General features: G+C 45.9%; 17 protein-coding genes. 1 reads left to right on the top strand and 16 read right to left on the bottom strand.

Annotation, left to right across the window (positions count from 1 at the left end; genetic code table 11):
* Window positions 1-3: 3 nt before the first annotated feature.
* The 16 genes from mrdA to miaB all read right to left on the bottom strand — a co-directional run bounded on the left by mrdA (window position 4) and on the right by miaB (window position 17,172).
* A complete protein-coding gene (mrdA, locus tag AACX38_RS00310) occupies window positions 4-1,932 on the bottom strand; it encodes a peptidoglycan DD-transpeptidase MrdA (RefSeq protein WP_228862788.1) in 1,929 nt (642 codons plus the stop codon).
* Window positions 1,933-1,968: 36 nt separating this feature from the next.
* A complete protein-coding gene (gene rlmH, locus AACX38_RS00305) occupies window positions 1,969-2,439 on the bottom strand; it encodes a 23S rRNA (pseudouridine(1915)-N(3))-methyltransferase RlmH (RefSeq protein ID WP_099111164.1) in 471 nt (156 codons plus the stop codon).
* A 2-nt stretch (window positions 2,440-2,441) separates the two neighbouring features.
* Window positions 2,442-2,768, bottom strand: a complete 327-nt coding sequence (rsfS, locus tag AACX38_RS00300; RefSeq protein ID WP_099111163.1) for a ribosome silencing factor — start codon at window positions 2,766-2,768, stop codon at window positions 2,442-2,444.
* Window positions 2,769-2,866: 98 nt separating this feature from the next.
* Window positions 2,867-3,553 (bottom strand): nicotinate-nucleotide adenylyltransferase, encoded by a 687-nt coding sequence (gene nadD, locus AACX38_RS00295; protein WP_099121688.1) that lies wholly within the window; start codon window positions 3,551-3,553, stop codon window positions 2,867-2,869.
* Window positions 3,537-4,604 carry a DNA polymerase III subunit delta gene (gene holA / locus AACX38_RS00290; protein ID WP_228862787.1) on the bottom strand — a complete coding sequence of 356 codons (1,068 nt, stop codon included), beginning with the start codon at window positions 4,602-4,604 and terminating at the stop codon, window positions 3,537-3,539. Before holA ends, nadD begins: the two co-directional genes overlap by 17 nt.
* Window positions 4,601-5,128, bottom strand: a complete 528-nt coding sequence (gene lptE, locus AACX38_RS00285; protein WP_099111160.1) for an LPS assembly lipoprotein LptE — start codon at window positions 5,126-5,128, stop codon at window positions 4,601-4,603. Before lptE ends, holA begins: the two co-directional genes overlap by 4 nt.
* 16 nt (window positions 5,129-5,144) lie before the next feature.
* A complete protein-coding gene (gene leuS / locus AACX38_RS00280) occupies window positions 5,145-7,739 on the bottom strand; it encodes a leucine--tRNA ligase (RefSeq protein ID WP_228862786.1) in 2,595 nt (864 codons plus the stop codon).
* Window positions 7,740-8,053: 314 nt separating this feature from the next.
* Window positions 8,054-8,779 carry an amino acid ABC transporter ATP-binding protein gene (locus tag AACX38_RS00275; RefSeq protein ID WP_099121691.1) on the bottom strand — a complete coding sequence of 242 codons (726 nt, stop codon included), beginning with the start codon at window positions 8,777-8,779 and terminating at the stop codon, window positions 8,054-8,056.
* On the bottom strand, window positions 8,779-9,453 hold the full coding sequence (gene gltK / locus AACX38_RS00270; RefSeq protein ID WP_099121692.1) for a glutamate/aspartate ABC transporter permease GltK: 675 nt from the start codon (window positions 9,451-9,453) through the stop codon (window positions 8,779-8,781). Before gltK ends, AACX38_RS00275 begins: the two co-directional genes overlap by 1 nt.
* Before the next feature lie 3 nt (window positions 9,454-9,456).
* A complete protein-coding gene (locus tag AACX38_RS00265; RefSeq protein WP_099124711.1) occupies window positions 9,457-10,197 on the bottom strand; it encodes an amino acid ABC transporter permease in 741 nt (246 codons plus the stop codon).
* An 88-nt stretch (window positions 10,198-10,285) separates the two neighbouring features.
* On the bottom strand, window positions 10,286-11,173 hold the full coding sequence (locus tag AACX38_RS00260; RefSeq protein WP_099121693.1) for a glutamate/aspartate ABC transporter substrate-binding protein: 888 nt from the start codon (window positions 11,171-11,173) through the stop codon (window positions 10,286-10,288).
* Between the two features lie 475 nt (window positions 11,174-11,648).
* On the bottom strand, window positions 11,649-13,178 hold the full coding sequence (lnt, locus tag AACX38_RS00255) for an apolipoprotein N-acyltransferase (protein WP_228862785.1): 1,530 nt from the start codon (window positions 13,176-13,178) through the stop codon (window positions 11,649-11,651).
* 10 nt (window positions 13,179-13,188) lie between these two features.
* Window positions 13,189-14,067 (bottom strand): CNNM family magnesium/cobalt transport protein CorC, encoded by an 879-nt coding sequence (corC, locus tag AACX38_RS00250; RefSeq protein WP_228862784.1) that lies wholly within the window; start codon window positions 14,065-14,067, stop codon window positions 13,189-13,191.
* A gap of 69 nt (window positions 14,068-14,136) precedes the next feature.
* On the bottom strand, window positions 14,137-14,604 hold the full coding sequence (gene ybeY, locus AACX38_RS00245) for an rRNA maturation RNase YbeY (RefSeq protein ID WP_099121696.1): 468 nt from the start codon (window positions 14,602-14,604) through the stop codon (window positions 14,137-14,139).
* Complete coding sequence (locus AACX38_RS00240) at window positions 14,601-15,578, bottom strand: PhoH family protein (protein ID WP_228862815.1); 978 nt, start codon at window positions 15,576-15,578, stop codon at window positions 14,601-14,603. The genes ybeY and AACX38_RS00240 overlap by 4 nt, the downstream gene beginning before the upstream one ends.
* 160 nt (window positions 15,579-15,738) lie before the next feature.
* Complete coding sequence (gene miaB, locus AACX38_RS00235) at window positions 15,739-17,172, bottom strand: tRNA (N6-isopentenyl adenosine(37)-C2)-methylthiotransferase MiaB (RefSeq protein WP_099121698.1); 1,434 nt, start codon at window positions 17,170-17,172, stop codon at window positions 15,739-15,741.
* 216 nt (window positions 17,173-17,388) lie between these two features.
* Here miaB and ubiF point away from each other — a divergent pair, with 216 nt between their 5' ends.
* On the top strand, window positions 17,389-18,576 hold the full coding sequence (gene ubiF / locus AACX38_RS00230) for a 3-demethoxyubiquinol 3-hydroxylase (protein ID WP_228862814.1): 1,188 nt from the start codon (window positions 17,389-17,391) through the stop codon (window positions 18,574-18,576).
* Window positions 18,577-18,651 lie beyond the last annotated feature (75 nt).

The following is an 18,651-nucleotide window of genomic DNA, read 5'->3' as shown; positions in this document are numbered from 1 at the left end:
GCATTACTCATTAACTCGTGTCCCGCGGGTTGGCTTCCCAGCGGGTAGTGACCTGTTTTTATCAGCAGGATCAGTAGGTGAAGGATCTTTATCACTCTTGATTAGGATATGATCCAAAATCTGGCGCACGATAGCGCCAACAGATGGCCCTGCACCGCCATTTTCTAAAATAATTGAGATGGCAACAGTTGGATTATCATAAGGAGCAAAAGCAATCATTAGCTTGTGATCCCGCAGATGTTCTGCAAGTTTACTTGCATTATAGGTTTCATACCTGAATACCTGAGCTGTACCAGTTTTGCCTGCGACTTTGTAGGGAGTACCAGCGAAAGCTCTGCGTGCCGTACCGTTCGGGGCGTTGACAACACCATACATTCCCTCTTTGGCGATCTCCCAATAGCCGGAATGAATATCTCCGATAGGTTCAATGACTGGAGGATGGTAAGGATGGACGCTATTGTTCAGATGAGTCTTCAACAGAAAGTGTGGTGTTTTCACCTCGCCGTCATTGATCAATATCATCAGGGCTTTTACCATCTGCATAGGCGTAGCGGTCCAGTAACCCTGACCGATACCGACAGATATTGTATCACCTTGATACCAAGGTTTTTTATAGCGTTTTTGTTTCCATTCCCGGGTTGGCATATTACCCGCAGTCTCTTCTTTCAGATCAATACCGGTAAACTGACCGTATCCAAATTTTATCATCCACTCGGAGATCCTATCGATACCCATATCATAGGCGAGCTGATAGAAAAAGGTATCAGCCGATTCAACAATAGCCTTATGCACATTCAGCAGGCCATGCCCATAACGTTTCCAGTCGCGGTAACTCATATTGGAGTTAGGTAATTGCCATCTTCCTGTATCGTGGATAGTTGTATTCTTTGTAATAACACCGCTGCTTAGCGCTGCAACAGAAATAAATGGTTTTACTGTCGAGGCCGGAGGATATGCGCCTTGTGTTGCACGATTAATCAATGGGCGGTCAGGGTTATTGAGCAGCGCTTTATAATCCTTACTGGAAATACCATCAACAAACAGATTGGGGTCATAGCTTGGAGTCGATACCATCGCCAGCACTTCACCAGTCCGGGGATCGGTAACAACAACGGCGGCCCGGCTGGTTGTCAGGATTTTTTCAATGTAAGTTTGCAGTTCTAAGTCGATTGACAGATAAATATCTTTACCTGCTTGTGGCGGTTGCTCATGTAGCTGGCGGATAACTTTACCACGGTTATTAACTTCAACCTCTTCATAGCCGGGTTTGCCATGCAGAATGGATTCGTAATAACGTTCAATACCCAGTTTTCCGATATCATGAGTCGCCGCATAATCCGGTAATATCCCTTCCTGATCGAGCCGTTCTACATCTTTGTCATTAATTTTAGATACATAGCCGATAACGTGGGTGAGGGCAGAGCCATAAGGATAATAGCGGCGTTGATATCCTCTGATTTCCAGTCCGGGGAAACGGTACTGATTAACAGAGAACCGGGCAACCTGTACCTGAGTCAGCGGTGTCTTCAGGGGAATTGAAGTAAAACGACGGGCCCGTCGCCGTTCTTTTTGGAAATTTTCGATATCTTCATCAGTTAGCCCGACGATAGAACGCAGCTCATTGAGTGTCTTATCAAGGTCATCAACTTTTTGTGGCACAATTTCCAATTGGTAAATTGTACGGTTAGCTGCCAGAAGTATGCCGTTACGGTCATAAATGAGTCCACGGCTTGGCGCAATGGGAACAAGTTTAATACGGTTCCCATTTGAGCGTGTCTGGTAATCTTCGTGCCGGGTGATCTGGAGATTATAGAGGTTGGCAATCAGAACCCCCGTTAAAAGGATAACGCCAACAAACGCCACGAGTGCGCGGCGTATAAAGAGGGCTGATTCAGCCGTATAATCGCGAAAAGGAGTTCGTTTATTCTTCATCCCATTACCAGAATTCACGGTGATAGATTACCTAATTTATTCCCGATGATAAGGGTGATTAGTTGTGATACTCCATGCCCGGTATAGGCTTTCAGCAACCAAAACCCGTACCAGAGGATGTGGAAGAGTCAGTGGGGAAAGTGACCAGCTTTGTTCTGCCGCAGCTTTACAGGCAGGGGCTAACCCTTCCGGACCACCAATCAGTAAACTGACATTTCTTCCGTCCTGTTTCCAGCGTTCAAGCTGTTGTGCCAGTTGGGGCGTTTCCCAACGGGAGCCGGGGATATCCAGCGTGACAATACGGTTGCCTTTACCGACAGCCGACAACATTTGTTCGCCTTCTTTTTCCAGAATACGTTTGATATCTGCGTTTTTGCCCCGTTTTCCTGCCGGAATTTCAATCAGTTCAAATGGCATATCTTTGGGAAAACGGTGTAAGTAATCCATGAAGCCGGTCTGTACCCAGTCCGGCATTTTTGTTCCCACAGCGACAAGTTGTAACTTCAAACTCAGCTCCAGAGTTTTTCCAGTTCATACATCCGGCGACTGTCTTCCTGCATGACATGCACCATTACTTCGCCGAGGTCTACAACAATCCAGTCTGAGATCCCTTGTCCTTCGACACCCAGAGGCATAATGCCGGCTTCGCGGCAGTCATCAACCAGATTGTCAGCGACTGACATCAGATGGCGACTTGATGTACCGGTGCAGATCAGCATGCAGTCTGTAATGCTGGATTTTCCACGAACATCTATAGAAACAATATCCTGTGCTTTTGAATCTTCAAGTTTATCAATAATAAATTGTTGTAGTTCTGTGCCTTGCAAAAGGATCACCTTAATTTTATCAAAGTAGTTGAGTAACGCAGAATAATAGCATGCCCGTCTCTATAAACGTAAGCTACTGAGCCGGGAAATCACATATGATTTAACTATCAACTATATAACTGCTGGGAATCAATATAATTTTGTATTAATGGAGGTAATAAATCATCACAGTTTAAGCCCTGTTGATGGCGGCGGCGAATATCGGTTGCTGAAATGTCCAACAACGGGGTTTCGGCCAGATAAATGTAACCATGTGATTTATGACTTAATGGTGCGGGAGTATCAATTTTATGCTGTTCCAGCCATTCCTGCATTTCCGGTGTTGAAAGCTGCCTTGCATAGCCGGGACGGGAGCAGACCAGTAAATGACAGATATCCAGCAATTCAGACCAGCGATGCCAGGTATGAATGGATTGCAGGGAATCCTGCCCGATGATAAATGCCAGCGGACACTGCTCACCGACTTCTTCACGGAATGACTTTAATGTATCAATAGTGTAAGAAGGTGTCTGGCGCTGCAATTCCCGCGTATCAACAGTAAACAGGGGATTATCCTGTACTGCCAGACGCACCATTTCCAGCCGTTGCTGAGCGGTGGCTTCTGGCTGAGGGCGGTGTGGCGGAACATGGTTAGGTAACAGAATAACCTGTTTAAGCCCCGCCAGTTTTGCTAATGCTTCTACCGGACGTAAATGACCATAATGGATGGGATCAAAAGTACCACCAAATAAAGCATGAATAATCGGTGAATTTAACGATGGATGAGTTAAGGATGAATTAGTGGTGTGAAGCATTCAAAAAGCTCTCTGGTAATATTTTTCCGTGCGTTTTTCCGAGGTCTTTTCCGTATAACAGCAGCATAGAAAGAGTTTCCAGGTCAGCCCAAATAGATTGGCCATAATCCTGTTTGATGCGCAACTCCATCTGGGTCAACAAGTGTATAGCTGAGTGCAGATCTTGCAGTGATAGCCGTTGTAATGCCGAAGTCAAAAGCATCCGACGGTTTTGCCAGACTTTATGTTGATCAAACAGTGTCTTTAAAGGTGTTGTTTTTTCCTGACGCTTAAGGGTTAACAGTAGCATCAGTTCTCGCTGTATAGTACGAAGCAGAATAATCTCTTCGGTATCTTCCTGCCGCAATTGTTTCAGGATATGCCATCCGCGTTTGACTTTGCCCGCCAGTAGCGCATCGACCCAATGGTAAGGGGCAAAATGTGCCGCATCATTGACAGCCTCTTCGACCCGATGAAGCGTCAGGCGATTATCAGGATAGAGCAGTGAGAGCCGCTCCAGCGCCTGTGACAATGCCAGCAGATTTCCTTCGTAGCAATAACACAGTAACTGGTTAGCTTCATCTTCCAGTGACAGGCCCATGCTTTTTGCGCGTTGTGCGACCCATTGAGGAAGACGGTTTTGCTCAGGATTGAGGCAGCTGACATAAACACCATCTTTCCCGATTGCTTTGAACCAGATGCTGTTTTCCTGTGCCTTGGTCAGTTTATGCCCACGGAGTATCAGCAAAACATCGTCATGCAGTAATTCTGATAGCTTAGCCAGACGTTCCGCCATTGCAGCATTGGGACCATTTTCAGGTAACAATAGGGTAATTGACTGACGGCTGGCGAAAAGGCTGAGTGACTGGCATAAACTGAAGATTTCATCCCACTCGGTATGGTTATCCAGTGAAAACGAGAAATGCTCCAGAAAGCCGTGCTGCTCAGCTACCTTCCGGATACTGTCCTGACTTTCCTGTAGCAGCAATGGCTCATTGCCCCATAGCAGGTAGTTATTTCGCAGCCCTTCATTGAGCTGCGAAAGAAGTTGTTCAGGATAGAGTCTGATCATTGCTTTTGTGTTTCAGCAGATTTAGGTTGCTCTGAACTTTGAATTGTCAGCAGTTTGCGTATCAGCTGACGAGCCGCTTGTTCACGCATTTCCTGCTTAACAAGTTCGTTTTCTGCATCTTTAGCCAGTGCTTCCAATGGGTTATCAAAAAACGAACGTTCAACCCTGACCTCTAATGGGTAAATGTTACCATTTGGCATCAGAACCTGTGCATCAACATCCAGCACCAGTTGGCGTTCCGCCGCTTTACCATCCTGAAAGACTGAAACCGTGACATTGTTTTCACTTGAACCCAGTAATTTCAGAATTGGTAGTGAGGCACTGGCCTGTTCAGCAATTCTGACATCGTTCAGACGTAGCTGCTGACGTACTGCCCGTGCCAATGGCCCATAAGGATCACCAGAGTTTAGCTGTAATGTCTGGAGTTCTTTGGGAACCTGTGTTGTGCCACGTAGATGAAAGCCGCAGCCAGCGGTGACAAGCACCGCTAACCCCAGCAACAACGTGAAAATACGATGTCGCATATTCTTTCCTATAATATTAACCAACGACCAGATTCAGCAATTTACCCGGAACATAGATAACTTTCCGGATACTGACGCCTTCAAGGTATTTCGTTACGCTGTATTCCTGAGAAGCCATCTCCTGAACGTATTCTTTTGTCGCATCTGCCGGTACGGTGATACGGCCACGGACTTTACCGTTGATCTGAATGACAACCAGTTTAGTATCATCAACCATGGCTTTTTCATCAGCCTGCGGCCATGCAGCGGTATCAATGTCACATTCATTACCAAGTGCTTTCCACATCACGAAACAGGCATGTGGTGTGATAGGTGAAAGCATACGTACAACGGCTGTCAGCGCTTCTTGCATCAAGGCACGATCTTGCTCTGTTTCCAGCGGTGCGCGGGTCAGTTTATTCATCAGTTCCATGATAGCGGCTATTGCGGTATTGAATGCCTGGCGGCGGCCGATATCATCCGTGACTTTAGCAATAGTTTTGTGCAGGTCACGACGCAAATCTTTCTGTTCGGTTGTCAGGCTGGTGATATCCAGTGGCTGAATTTCGCCTTTATCAGCATTTTTGCTTACATGCTCGTGAACCAGACGCCATACACGTTTCAGGAAGCGGTTAGCCCCTTCTACACCGGATTCCTGCCATTCCAGAGTCAGCTCTGGTGGTGCAGCGAACATCATAAACAAACGAACAGTATCAGCACCGTATTTATCAACCATAAGTTGTGGGTCGATACCGTTATTTTTGGATTTGGACATTTTGCTCATGCCGGTATAAACCAGTTCATGACCATCACTATCCATTGCTTTAGTGATGCGGCCTTTCTCGTCACGTTCAACAATAGCATCAGCCGGAGATACCCAGATTTTTTCACCGTTGCTGCCAGTGTAGTAGAAGGCTTCTGCCAGAACCATGCCCTGACACAGCAGATGTTTTGCTGGCTCATCTGAATTGACCAGACCCGCATCACGCATCAGTTTGTGGAAGAAACGGAAATACATCAGGTGCATAATGGCGTGTTCAATACCACCAATATATTGATCCACTGGCAGCCAGTAGTTAGCAGCGGCAGGATCAAGCATGCCTTTATCATAATCCGGGCAGGTATAACGAGCGTAATACCATGACGATTCCATAAAGGTATCGAAGGTATCCGTTTCACGTAATGCAGGCTGACCATTAATAGTCGTTTTGGCCCATTCCGGATCTGCTTTGATTGGGCTGGTGATGCCATCCATTACAACATCTTCCGGCAGAATAACCGGCAGTTGATCTTCAGGAACCGGAACTACTGTACCATCTTCCAGTGTTGCCATTGGAATTGGTGCACCCCAGTAACGCTGACGGGAAACTCCCCAGTCACGCAGGCGATAGTTAACTTTGCGTTTGCCTACACCCATTTCAACCAGTTTATCAGCGATAGCATTGAAGCCGTCTTCATGGCTCAGCCCACTGAATTCGCCGGAATTGACCAGCGCGTTTTTATCGGTAAATACGCTTTCCTGAACGTTTGGTACATTACCCTCGTTGTCCAGAATGACCGCTTTGATTGGCAGGTTGTATTTAGTTGCGAATTCCCAGTCACGCTGATCATGGCCCGGAACCGCCATAACTGCGCCTGTGCCGTATTCCATCAGAACGAAGTTGGCAACCCAGATAGGCATTTTTTCGTTAGTCAATGGATGGATTACGAACATACCGGTCGGCATGCCTTTTTTCTCCATTGTTGCCATATCTGCTTCAGCAACTTTGGTATTACGGCATTCGTTGATAAATTCTACCAGCTCAGAATTGTTTTCTGCAGCCTGTTTTGCCAGAGGATGACCCGCGGCTACAGCAACATAGGTAGCCCCCATAAAGGTATCCGGGCGGGTGGTATAGACGGTCAGTTTTTCCTGACTGTCAGCAACATTAAAGGTGATTTCAGCACCTTCTGAACGGCCAATCCAGTTACGCTGCATAACTTTGACCTGCTCAGGCCACTCTTCCAGCTTATCCAGATCGTTCAGCAATTCTTCCGCGTAATCGGTGATTTTAATAAACCACTGCGGGATCTCTTTACGTTCTACAGGGCTGTCACAGCGCCAGCAGCAACCATCAATAACCTGCTCATTCGCCAGAACGGTCAGATCGTTCGGACACCAGTTCACTGCAGAGGTTTTTTTGTAAACCAGACCTTTTTCATACAGTTTGGTGAAGAACCATTGTTCCCAGCGATAATATTCTGGTGTACAGGTTGTGACTTCACGATCCCAGTCGTAACCAAATCCCAGCATTTTAAGCTGGCCTTTCATGTATTCGATATTGGAATAAGTCCACGGTGCTGGTGCGGTATTGTTTTTAACTGCCGCGCCTTCCGCCGGTAAACCGAATGCATCCCAACCGATAGGTTGCAGGACATTTTTACCAAGCATACGTTGGTAACGGGAAATCACATCACCAATAGTGTAGTTACGGACATGGCCCATATGTAGTCGGCCAGAAGGGTAAGGTAGCATGGACAGGCAGTAGTATTTTTCTTTGCTGCTGTCTTCGGTCACTTTAAAAGTTTGCTTCTCTTGCCAATGAAGCTGGACTTGTTGCTCTATGTCTTCTGGACGATATTGTTCTTGCATGGCACCGATGATCCTATGGTGAGTAATAATGCTACGCCTTTATGCCCTTCACCTTTCAGGCTGTCTCTTTGTTGGGCTATCTGGGATTAACTCCCTGCCGACGCGAAGCAACTCGAAATTTATTGGGTATAGCGAGTATGTTTGTTTATGAAATTTAAGATGCCATAGCATAGCGGATAGGAATAGGGGCAACAACACCTGTTAGTGGCACAACACAGAAAATTAGTGAATTTTTACCCCTCTTTATCTTTCCTACCGGGCACAGATGTGGCTTAAAGCCGGCGGTATGTTGATACCGCCGGCCAGGAACGTCATCAGTGCAGAATTTTTGCCAGAAAATCGCGGGCGCGTTCTGATTTAGGGTTGACGAAGAAATCTTCTTTTCTGCTGTCTTCGACAATTGCTCCCTCATCCATAAAGATAACGCGGTGAGCCACTTTTTTTGCAAACCCCATTTCATGGGTAACGACCATCATGGTCATTCCTTCGTTAGCCAGTTCAACCATTACATCCAGCACTTCATTGATCATTTCTGGATCAAGGGCAGAAGTGGGTTCGTCAAACAGCATGGCAATCGGATCCATACAGAGAGCACGTGCGATAGCTACCCTCTGCTGTTGCCCGCCGGAAAGCTGGGAAGGGAATTTATGGGCGTGGTTTGATAACCCAACTCTATCTAGCAGTTTCAGGCCTTTTTCTGTTGCTGCCTGCTTATCGCGCTTGAGAACTTTAACCTGAGCCAGCGTCAGATTGTCTATGATCGACAGATGAGGAAACAGTTCAAAATGTTGAAATACCATGCCGACTTGGGAACGTAATTGTGCCAGATCGGTTTTTTTATCATTGACTTTTGTTCCATTGACCGAAATTTCACCTTGCTGGACAGCCTCGAGGCCGTTGACCGTTTTTATGAGTGTGGATTTGCCAGAACCAGAAGGCCCGCAGACGACCACGACTTCGCCTTTTTTGACTTCAGTTGAACAGTCATTCAGCACCTGAAACTGGCCATACCATTTGGATACATTTTTCAGCGAGATCATTAAATAGTCCTTTTCTTTAAATAGTTAACCAGCATCGAGGCGGAAAAACTAATAATAAAATAAACCAACCCGGCAAACAGAACCATTTCAACCTGTGTACCGTCACGTTCACCGATATTACTTGCTGTACGGAAAAAATCCGCCAGACTCAATACGTATACCAGAGAAGTATCCTGAAATAATACAATGCCCTGCGTCAGCAGCAACGGTATCATTGCCCGAAATGCCTGTGGCAGAATGACCAAACGCATACTTTGCATGTGTGTCATCCCTAATGCCAGCGATGCGGCTGACTGACCACGGGAAATACTCTGGATACCGGCCCGGATAATTTCAGAATAATAGGCCGCTTCAAAAATTGAGAACGCTACCATTGCAGAGATTAATCGGATATCAGTTTTTGGTGATATACCCAGAACATTTTGGACTAAGCTAGGCACAATTAAATAGAACCATAACAATACCATTACCAGAGGTACGGAACGGAAGAGGTTAACATACAGGGCCGCAAACCAGCTCAGAGCCTTAATGGAAGAAAGCCGCATCATTGCCAGAATGGTTCCCCAGGCAATGCCAATCACGATAGCTATCAGTGTGATCTCTGCGGTGATGATTAATCCATCCAACAGAAGCGGCAGGCTGGGAACAATTGAACTCCAGTCAAATTGATACATGTTCTATTTCCCTCCTATGTTGCCCGGCAGCTGTATTTTTTTCTCTAGTATGCTCATTGCCAGCATAATCACGAGATTGATACCCACATATGCCAGTGTGATAACAGTAAATGTTTCATAGGCATGTGCTGAATAATCCAGTAATTTCCCTGCCTGTGCTGCCATATCCACCAGACCGATAGTTGAAGCAATCGCGGAGTTTTTCACCAGATTGAGCATTTCTGAGGTCATGGGTGGCGTAATGACACGATAAGCGTTGGGTAGCAGAACGTAACGGTAAGTCTGAGGCAGAGTCAGCCCCATTGCCAGCCCTGCGGCTTTTTGTCCCCGTGGCAGGGATTGAATAGCAGCCCTGACTTGCTCACATACTCGTGCTGCGGTAAATAATCCGAGACAAACCAATGAGGAAAGGAAAAACTGGATATTAGGATCTAAGTCCATTTTGAACCAGTCACTCAGGTTTTTGGGCAGGAATTCCGGAACAACCAGATACCATATAAAAAACTGGACTATAAGGGGAACGTTACGAAATAGTTCGACATAGCAGGTTCCTAACCCGGAAAGAAATTTATTCGGGACAGTTCGCAGAATGCCGAAAAAAGAACCGACAATAAATGCAATAACCCAGGCACATATTGAAAGAGCGACAGTTACCTGAAATCCAGAAATGATCCACCCCAGATAGGTGGTATTACCAAAAGGCGCTTCCTGTAGAAAGATGCCCCAGTTCCAATCAATTGACATACATATGCTCCCTGAAACATAAAAATGAGGTAGGAAACGGCTACCTCATACCCGTCGTGCCAATGAAATCGAGGTTTTAGGTTTATAATTAATTCAATGACTTATCATTTGGTGCTTTGAACAGCTCTTTCATCTCATCAGACAGAGTAAAATTCATATTCAGATTTTTGGGTGGAATCGGCTGCTTGAACCAGATATCGAACCTTTCTGCGGCTTTGCCTGACGTCTGTATTTCTGCAACCGTTTCATCCAGCAGCTTCTTGAACTGAGGGTCATCCTTGCGCATCAGACAGCCATAAGCTTCTTTAGATTGCGGTTCACCAACGATAATCCACTGTTCAGGTTTTTTCGCTTTGGCGCGCTCTCCTGCCAAGAGCGCATCATCAACCATGAAGGCGACAGCACGGCCTGATTCCAGTGTCCGGAATGAATCACCATGATCTTTTGCGCTGATAATACGCATCTTCATTTTTTTCTCGTCATTGAGCTTATTCAGCAACATTTCAGATGTTGTACCGGCACTGACAACAACATTTTTTCCACCCAGATCATCAAATCCTTTGATACCTGAATCTTTATTGGTCAGAAGGCGGGTATTGACGATAAAAATAGTATTGGAGAATGCGGCCTGTTTTTGGCGCTCGGGAGTATTGGTGGTTGAACCACATTCAAAATCAAAAGTACCATTTTGGAGTAATGGAATACGGTTCTGGGAGGTAACCGGAATCAATTTTACTTGTAGATCAGGAGCACCAATTTTTTTCTTAATCGCTTCCACGATTAAATTGGAATGGTCCTGAGCGAAACCGACAACATTCTGTTTTCCATCATAATAAGCAAATGGAACAGAAGATTCTCTGTGCCCGACAGCAACAACTCCACTGTCTTTAATTTTTTTCAGTGTGCCGGTCAGTTCCTCAGCATGGGCAGCTCCTACCGCGCTAAGGAACATTGTGGCTAACATCAACTTACGCATATACAGCTCCTTCATGTGGTTGTTTTATTCAATACTGGGTTTGTTTGCAGGGGGTGGATCTATGCTTTTATTTCTGTTTTACAGATATCGTTAACATAGAAATTAATTTCTAATATTGTTTTGTGTATGAGTCGTAAAAAAATAATTCATAATGTTACTTTTTTGAAACATTGATGTTTTTATTTTGCGAGCCAACTCGAACTATAAACAAACAATTTTGTTTAAGTGTGATTTTGTGGCAAATAATTTTGAATCTTGTTCACAGTTTGCACTTTTTAGGAATAAATACCGTAGTGCGGTGATTTTTTAGGCTGTTTTTGTGTTTTTTGTGAATATTTTAGAAATGGAACTAATGGAGGGATTCGTCTTGGAGAAATTACCTAACATGATATACGAGAAAGAATAAGTTCAGTATGTAAATACATTCTGAACTTATTCTTTGGAGGATTTTTAGGGGGTATTGTTAAATACTTAACTAAGTATGGCGGCGGTTTCTGATTAATCCGACCAAAATAAACAATACAGTCATTCCCCAAACCGGCCAGTTCCCAATACGGAAATAAGGGGTGATCCCGCTGGCTGGAGTGACTTCGGTTTCCAAAACCTGACGGGTGAACTGCGGAATTTCAGCCTGTATTGAACCATCTGGCCTGATTACGGCAGTAATGCCATTATTGGTGCCCCGTAATAATGGGCGACCCAGTTCAAGAGAGCGCATCCGCGCCATCTGGAAGTGTTGCCACGGGCCAATAGATTGACCGAACCATGCGTCGTTGGAAATTGTCAGCAAAAATTCTGTACTGGGTTTGAAATTATCGCGGACTTGCTCACCCAAAATGATTTCATAACAGATAGCAGCAGTAATGTCATAACCAGCCACAGAAAGCTGAGGCTGTATATAACTGCCCTGACTGAAAGAGGACATTGGCAGGTTAAATAAGGGCGCCAATGGACGCAGTAATGATTCCAGCGGTACAAATTCACCAAACGGCACAAGGTGATGTTTGTCATAGCGGTCAGCCGCCGGATACTGGTAAGGCGTTTTCTCTCCTAACACAATAATGCTGTTATAGAATTTGTATCCGTCTAATGTTGGTCGTGCATCGGGAATACCGGTAATCAGGCTGGTGTGATGTTGCCTGAGCAACGCATCCAGTTTGGTCAGGAAGAGACTCTGGTCGTGTTCATAGTCAGGAATTGCTGCTTCTGGCCAGATAATGATGGGAACTTTTCCAATGAAAGGGCGGCTGTTATCCAGATAGATATCCAGTGTTTTGCCCAATGCTGAAGGATCCCATTTTATTTCCTGAGGGATATTCCCTTGTACCAGTGCTATATCAGCCGATTTTTCCGGTAGTAAGGTATACCACTGATAATGCCTCATTGGCCACGGTAACATCAGCAAAGCAATGGCAGCGATGGCAGCCACGGTTTTTTTATGTACGGTAGCAAAAACCAGCAACCCGCTGATAATCATCAACAGGAAAGTAATACCTTCTACCCCGAAAACCGGCGCAATGGCTTTTAACGGGCCATCAATTTGACTGTAACCAAATTGTAGCCACGGAAAACCGGTAAGTACCCAGCCACGTAAAAATTCCGTTAACTGCCACAGAGCAGGGCTGGCAATCATCAGCCTGATCCCGTTTGAAGCAGGGAAAAAACGGTTAAGTAACCCGGCAAACAGAGCTGGATAGAGCGCAAGGTAAGCCGCCAACAAAACAACTAAAAAGATATTAATGGCGGTTGGCATACCCCCGAAACCGGCAATGCTGACATAAACCCAGTTTGTTCCGCTGCCGAACAACCCAAGCCCCCAGCAGAAACCAATAAAGGCTGCTTGTCGGCTGGTTCGGTTTAACGTCAGGATTTGCAGGCCAAAGAGGGAGATAAGAGCAGCAGGCCAGAAATCAAAAGGTGAAAAAGCCAGTGTTCCACTGGCTCCGAAGAAAAGCGCCAGCAAGGCACGCAGCCGCTGGCAACTTATTAATGAGGTTTTGTTCATCCAGATCCCATTAGTCTTTATCAAGGCCAGGAACTTCAGCATCATCCGGTATTTTTACATGAACCTGAATGATTTTACGGCTATCTGCCATGGCTACTTTGAAATGATAGCCATTAATGCTGATGGATTCTCCACGGGAAGGCAGATGCCCGAATGCCTGCATGACCAATCCGCCTATGGTATCAACTTCTTCATCACTGAAATTAGTGCCGAAAATATCGTTGAAATCTTCAATCTGAGCCAATGCTCGTACTGAATAAGTATGGCGGCTCAGGGCACGAATGTCGTTATCTTCGTCATCGTCGTACTCGTCTTCAATTTCGCCTACAATCAGTTCAAGTATATCTTCAATCGTGACCAGACCGGAAACACCGCCGAATTCATCGATAACAATCGCCATATGGTAGCGTTGGGAACGAAACTCTTTCAGCAATCGGTCAACGCGCTTACTTTCCGGCACCACCACCGCTTGCCGCAGAACTTTATCAATGCTGAAAGGTTCTGCGTTCGTACGCATAAATGGCAGAAGATCTTTTGCCATCAGAATGCCTTCAATGTGATCTTTATCCTCGCTGATCACAGGAAAACGGGAGTGGGCTGACTCGATAATGACATCCAGACATTCGTCCAGAGGCTGGTTGCGTTTTAAGGTAACGATTTGTGAGCGTGGGATCATAATGTCACGCACACGCTGGTCAGCAATATCCATCACCCCTTCGAGCATTTCTCGGGTATCGGGGTCGATGAGGTCGTTCTGTTCTGAATCACGGATCAGTTCAACTAAATCATCGCGGTTTTTCGGCTCACCGTGGAAAATCTGATTAAGAAGTGCAAAAAAGCCTTTCTTAGGTCCAGGGCTATCGTTACTAGAAGGATGGTCGTCGCTCATGGCGTTCTAATTGTATTTCCTCATTAATTAAAGTGATCGTAATATTTATCATAAAAATATTATTGGTGGTTATTCTTTTTCCGCAAGATAGGGATCAGGATAACCCATTTTTCCCAGAATTTCTGTTTCCAGAGATTCCATTTCTTCTGCTTCTTCATCTTCAATATGGTCATATCCAAGCAGATGAAGACAGCCGTGTATCACCATATGTGCCCAGTGTTCTTCGACTGTTTTTTGCTGCTCCTGAGCTTCTTTTTCAACAACCTGACGGCATATGATTAAATCACCGAGCAAGGGTAGTTCAACTTCAGGCGGAGCTTCAAACGGGAAAGATAACACATTGGTTGGTTTGTCTTTCCCTCGATAAGTGAGGTTTAATTCGTGGCTTTCTGCCTCATCAACTAAACGGATTGTGACTTCACTTTCTGCCTGAAATTGCGGCAAAACGCCTTCCAGCCAGTTTTGGAACAGGACCTCCTCAGGAAGCCCTTCTGGTTTTTCACATGCAATCTGTAAATCTAATATAACTGAACTCATTGTGCTTCCTGCCTGCGCTTTTCATTAAGCGCCTGTTTACGTTTCTGCTCAGCGGCTTCCCATATTTCATAGGCGATAACGACTTTGGCAACCACCGGATGGCGCACAACATCTTCGCTGTAGAGAAAGTTAAAGCTAAGGTCATCAACGTCAGATAAAACTTCCATCGCATGACTCAGGCCTGATTTCTGGCCTCTAGGCAGGTCTATCTGGGTGACATCACCAGTGATAACTGCTTTGGAGTTGAAACCAATACGGGTCAGAAACATTTTCATCTGTTCGATGGTTGTATTCTGGCTTTCGTCGAGAATAATAAAGGCATCATTGAGCGTCCGTCCACGCATATAGGCCAGTGGAGCGACTTCAATGACATTTCTTTCGATCAGCTTCTCAACTTTTTCAAATCCCAGCATCTCAAATAATGCATCGTAAAGCGGACGTAGATAAGGATCGACTTTCTGGCTCAGATCCCCCGGCAGAAAGCCCAGTTTTTCCCCGGCTTCAACAGCAGGGCGGGTGAGCAATATCCGGCGGATTTCCTGACGCTCCAGTGCATCAACCGCTGCTGCAACGGCCAGATAGGTTTTACCCGTTCCCGCAGGCCCGATACCAAACGTAATATCATGACTAAGAATATTGGCAATATACTGAGCCTGATTAGGTGTACGGGGTTTGACTACCCCCCGTTTGGTTTTGATATTCACGGCCTTACCGTAGTCAGGGACGCTTTCTGCTGTTTGCTCCAGTACGCGGGTTTCCGTGATAGCCAGATGAATCTGCTCAGGTTCAAGATCCGGTATCACTCCGCGTACAGGGGCGGTTTCAACATACAGGCGGCGCAGTATACTGGCTACTGCGCTGACACACAGTGGCTTGCCCACCAATTTGAAACGATTGTCGCGGCGGTTTATCTCTATTCCCAAGCGACGCTCAAGTTGTTTCAGATTGTCATCAAGTGGGCCACACAGGCTCATTAATCGCTGATTATCTGCGGGTTCCAGAAAGATCTCTTGTGTTGCTACTTGTGGGTTGATTTGTGTCACTGATTATCTCTATGTTAAGGCCTGTGAATCCGGCCTATTTGTTAAAGTTATCCTGTTCTTTTACGGCTATCCTGTCATTAAGGCTGACTTGTTATGAAGGCTGATAAATGCCAACACCGATTTCGTCTTCCTTACGGGTTCGGGCAATGACTGATTCAGGTGATTCATAGACACGTAAATCCATTTCATCTTCGGTGCGGATGACCTTACCGCGCAGGGAATTGGCATAGACGTCGACAATTTCAACATCAACAAATTTGCCAATCATATCAGGTGCGCCTTCAAAATTAACTACACGGTTATTTTCCGTGCGTCCAGAAAGCTCCATAATATTCTTACGGGATGGGCCTTCAACTAGAACACGCTGAGTACTGCCAATCATCGCCCGGCTGAAGCTCATAGCTTGTTGATTTATACGTTGCTGGAGCAGGTACAGACGCTGTTTTTTCTCGTCTTCACTCACATCATCCGGTAAATCGGCCGCAGGGGTACCCGGACGTGCTGAATAAATAAAACTGAAGCTCATGTCGAAATTAACATCAGCAATTAATTTCATTGTTTTTTCAAAGTCATCCTGTGTTTCACCCGGGAAACCAATGATGAAATCTGAACTGATCAGGATATCAGGGCGAGCCTTCCGCAAACGGCGAATAATTCCTTTATATTCCAGCGCAGTATGAGCACGTTTCATCAGAGTCAGAATGCGGTCAGAGCCACTCTGGACAGGTAAGTGCAGGAAGCTGACCAGTTCAGGGGTGTCTTCATACACGGCGATGATATCGTCGGTAAATTCAATCGGATGGCTGGTGGTGAAGCGTATGCGGTCGATTCCGTCAATAGCAGCAACCAGACGCAGTAATTCAGCAAATGTGCAGATATCTCCGTCAAATGTTGCACCGCGATAAGCATTCACGTTCTGGCCGAGCAGGTTTACTTCACGCACACCCTGCGCAGCAAGCTGAGCAATTTCAAACAGAATATCATCACAAGGACGGCTGACTTCTTCCCCACGGGTGTAAGGAACCACACAGAATGTGCAGTATTTATTACAGCCTTCCATGATAGAAACAAAAGCCGTCGGGCCATCAGCACGGGGTTCTGGCAGGCGGTCGAATTTCTCGATCTCAGGGAAACTGATATCAACAACAGGGCTGCGGGTGCCTTTCACATGATTAATCATTTCCGGCAGGCGGTGCAGGGTTTGTGGCCCGAATATAATATCAACACTCGGTGCACGCTGGCGAATGTAATCCCCTTCCTGAGAAGCCACACAGCCCCCAACGCCAATGATAACTTCAGGGTTTTTGTCTTTCAGCCCTTTCCAGCGCCCGAGTTGGTGAAAGACTTTTTCTTGGGCCTTTTCACGGATTGAACAAGTATTCAAGAGTAAGATATCTGCGTCTTCGGCGATATCGGTTAACTGATAACCGTGAGTGGTTTCCAGCAGGTCGGCCATCTTGGATGAATCGTATTCATTCATCTGACAGCCCCAGGTTTTGATATACAGTTTTTTTATCGTCGACATTTTGTGTATCCGGTGTTTCCAGTGGAATGATGCGTCAACACTGAAAAGCATAGTCTATTGAACCAGCATATTGAATACAGTGTGTTTAGCATAATGTTACAGACTATTGTATTCATTTGAGGCACCAGTGACCAGACTGTAACACCGGATATTCACAGCCGGAAAGGGAAAATTCCGGTACACTATTTTAATCAAGAAGTTAATAGCGTGATGAATATGAATAATCCACAACAAAAATTCGATATGGTTATCGTGGGTGCCGGGATGATTGGAGCGGCAACGGCATTGGGATTGGCGCAGGAAGGCTGGCGTGTCGCTCTGTTGGAACATCAGCCGCCACAACCCTATTGTGCAGAAAGTGAACCGGATATTCGTATTTCTGCCATTAGTCGGGCATCCGTGGATTTACTGAAGCAATTGGGTGCTTGGGAACATGTTGTACAGATGCGTAGCGCACCTTATCGGAAGCTGGAGACATGGGAACAGAATGATTCCAATGTGATTTTTGATGCAGTAAGCCTCGGCCTGCCTGAACTTGGGTACATGGTAGAAAACCGTATTCTGCAACTGGCTTTGTGGCAGGAGTTTGAACGGTATCCTAACCTGACACTGTTTTGCCCCGCAGAGCTGAAATCGATGCAGCGTCATGGTGACCATAAAACATGGCAGCTTGAATTGACTGATGGTACGGTATTAAACACTCGTTTGATTATCGGTGCTGATGGCGCCCGTTCTCAGGTTCGGCAATTAGCGGGAATTGGCAGCAGGGGATGGCAATATCGTCAGGCGTGTATGTTGATAACTGTTAAAACGGAACAACCTCAGCAGGACATAACATGGCAGCAATTTTTTCCTTCTGGTCCCAGAGCCTTTCTACCGTTATTCGATCAGTGGGCATCGCTGGTATGGTATGACTCTCCCGCCCGCATTCGTCAGTTACAGGCGATGTCAATGACACAGCTTGAGCGGGAAATATTTCAGGCGTTTCCGGCCCGTTTGGGTAAAGTGACTCCGATTGCTGCGGGTTCATTTCCTCTGACCCGCCATCATGCCAGTGATTATGTACGTGAAGGGCTGGTTTTGCTGGGAGATGCAGCTCATACAATCAACCCACTGGCAGGGCAGGGCGTCAATCTGGGCTATCGGGATGTAGATACTTTACTTAACGTATTGATTGATGCCAAAGAATCACTGGAAGAGTGGGATTCCCTGACTGTACTGATGCGGTATCAACGTCGCAGAATGCCGGATAATTTGGTTATGCAGGCGGGAATGGATCTTTTTCACACTGCATTCAGCCATGATCTGCCGGGATTGAAAACTATGCGTAATCTGGCCTTGATGGCAGCGCAGCGCTCAGGCGCACTGAAAAAACTAGCGCTGAAATATGCGCTGGGGGTGTGATTACTGTTTTTAGTCAATATTTTTGAGGGTAGGAGCCGTATTTTGAATACTTCTACCCTTAGATATGTTTTCTAC

Origin of the sequence: Xenorhabdus sp. PB30.3 (genome assembly GCF_963895965.1) — a bacterium.
In the GTDB taxonomy this organism is placed as follows: Bacteria; Pseudomonadota; Gammaproteobacteria; order Enterobacterales; family Enterobacteriaceae; genus Xenorhabdus; species Xenorhabdus stockiae.
This window is presented reverse-complemented; position numbering and strand designations above follow the sequence as displayed.

Coding starts and splice junctions, on each gene's coding strand:
- mrdA (WP_228862788.1), bottom strand. CDS start 1,932: ATGAAGAATAAACGAACTCCTTTTCGCGATTATACGGCTGAATCAGCC.
- nadD (WP_099121688.1), bottom strand. CDS start 3,553: ATGCTTCACACCACTAATTCATCCTTAACTCATCCATCGTTAAATTCA.
- holA (WP_228862787.1), bottom strand. CDS start 4,604: ATGATCAGACTCTATCCTGAACAACTTCTTTCGCAGCTCAATGAAGGG.
- lptE (WP_099111160.1), bottom strand. CDS start 5,128: ATGCGACATCGTATTTTCACGTTGTTGCTGGGGTTAGCGGTGCTTGTC.
- leuS (WP_228862786.1), bottom strand. CDS start 7,739: ATGCAAGAACAATATCGTCCAGAAGACATAGAGCAACAAGTCCAGCTT.
- AACX38_RS00275 (WP_099121691.1), bottom strand. CDS start 8,779: ATGATCTCGCTGAAAAATGTATCCAAATGGTATGGCCAGTTTCAGGTG.
- gltK (WP_099121692.1), bottom strand. CDS start 9,453: ATGTATCAATTTGACTGGAGTTCAATTGTTCCCAGCCTGCCGCTTCTG.
- AACX38_RS00265 (WP_099124711.1), bottom strand. CDS start 10,197: ATGTCAATTGATTGGAACTGGGGCATCTTTCTACAGGAAGCGCCTTTT.
- AACX38_RS00260 (WP_099121693.1), bottom strand. CDS start 11,173: ATGCGTAAGTTGATGTTAGCCACAATGTTCCTTAGCGCGGTAGGAGCT.
- lnt (WP_228862785.1), bottom strand. CDS start 13,178: ATGAACAAAACCTCATTAATAAGTTGCCAGCGGCTGCGTGCCTTGCTG.
- corC (WP_228862784.1), bottom strand. CDS start 14,067: ATGAGCGACGACCATCCTTCTAGTAACGATAGCCCTGGACCTAAGAAA.
- ybeY (WP_099121696.1), bottom strand. CDS start 14,604: ATGAGTTCAGTTATATTAGATTTACAGATTGCATGTGAAAAACCAGAA.
- AACX38_RS00240 (WP_228862815.1), bottom strand. CDS start 15,578: ATGAGCCTGTGTGGCCCACTTGATGACAATCTGAAACAACTTGAGCGT.
- miaB (WP_099121698.1), bottom strand. CDS start 17,172: ATGTCGACGATAAAAAAACTGTATATCAAAACCTGGGGCTGTCAGATG.
- ubiF (WP_228862814.1), top strand. CDS start 17,389: ATGAATAATCCACAACAAAAATTCGATATGGTTATCGTGGGTGCCGGG.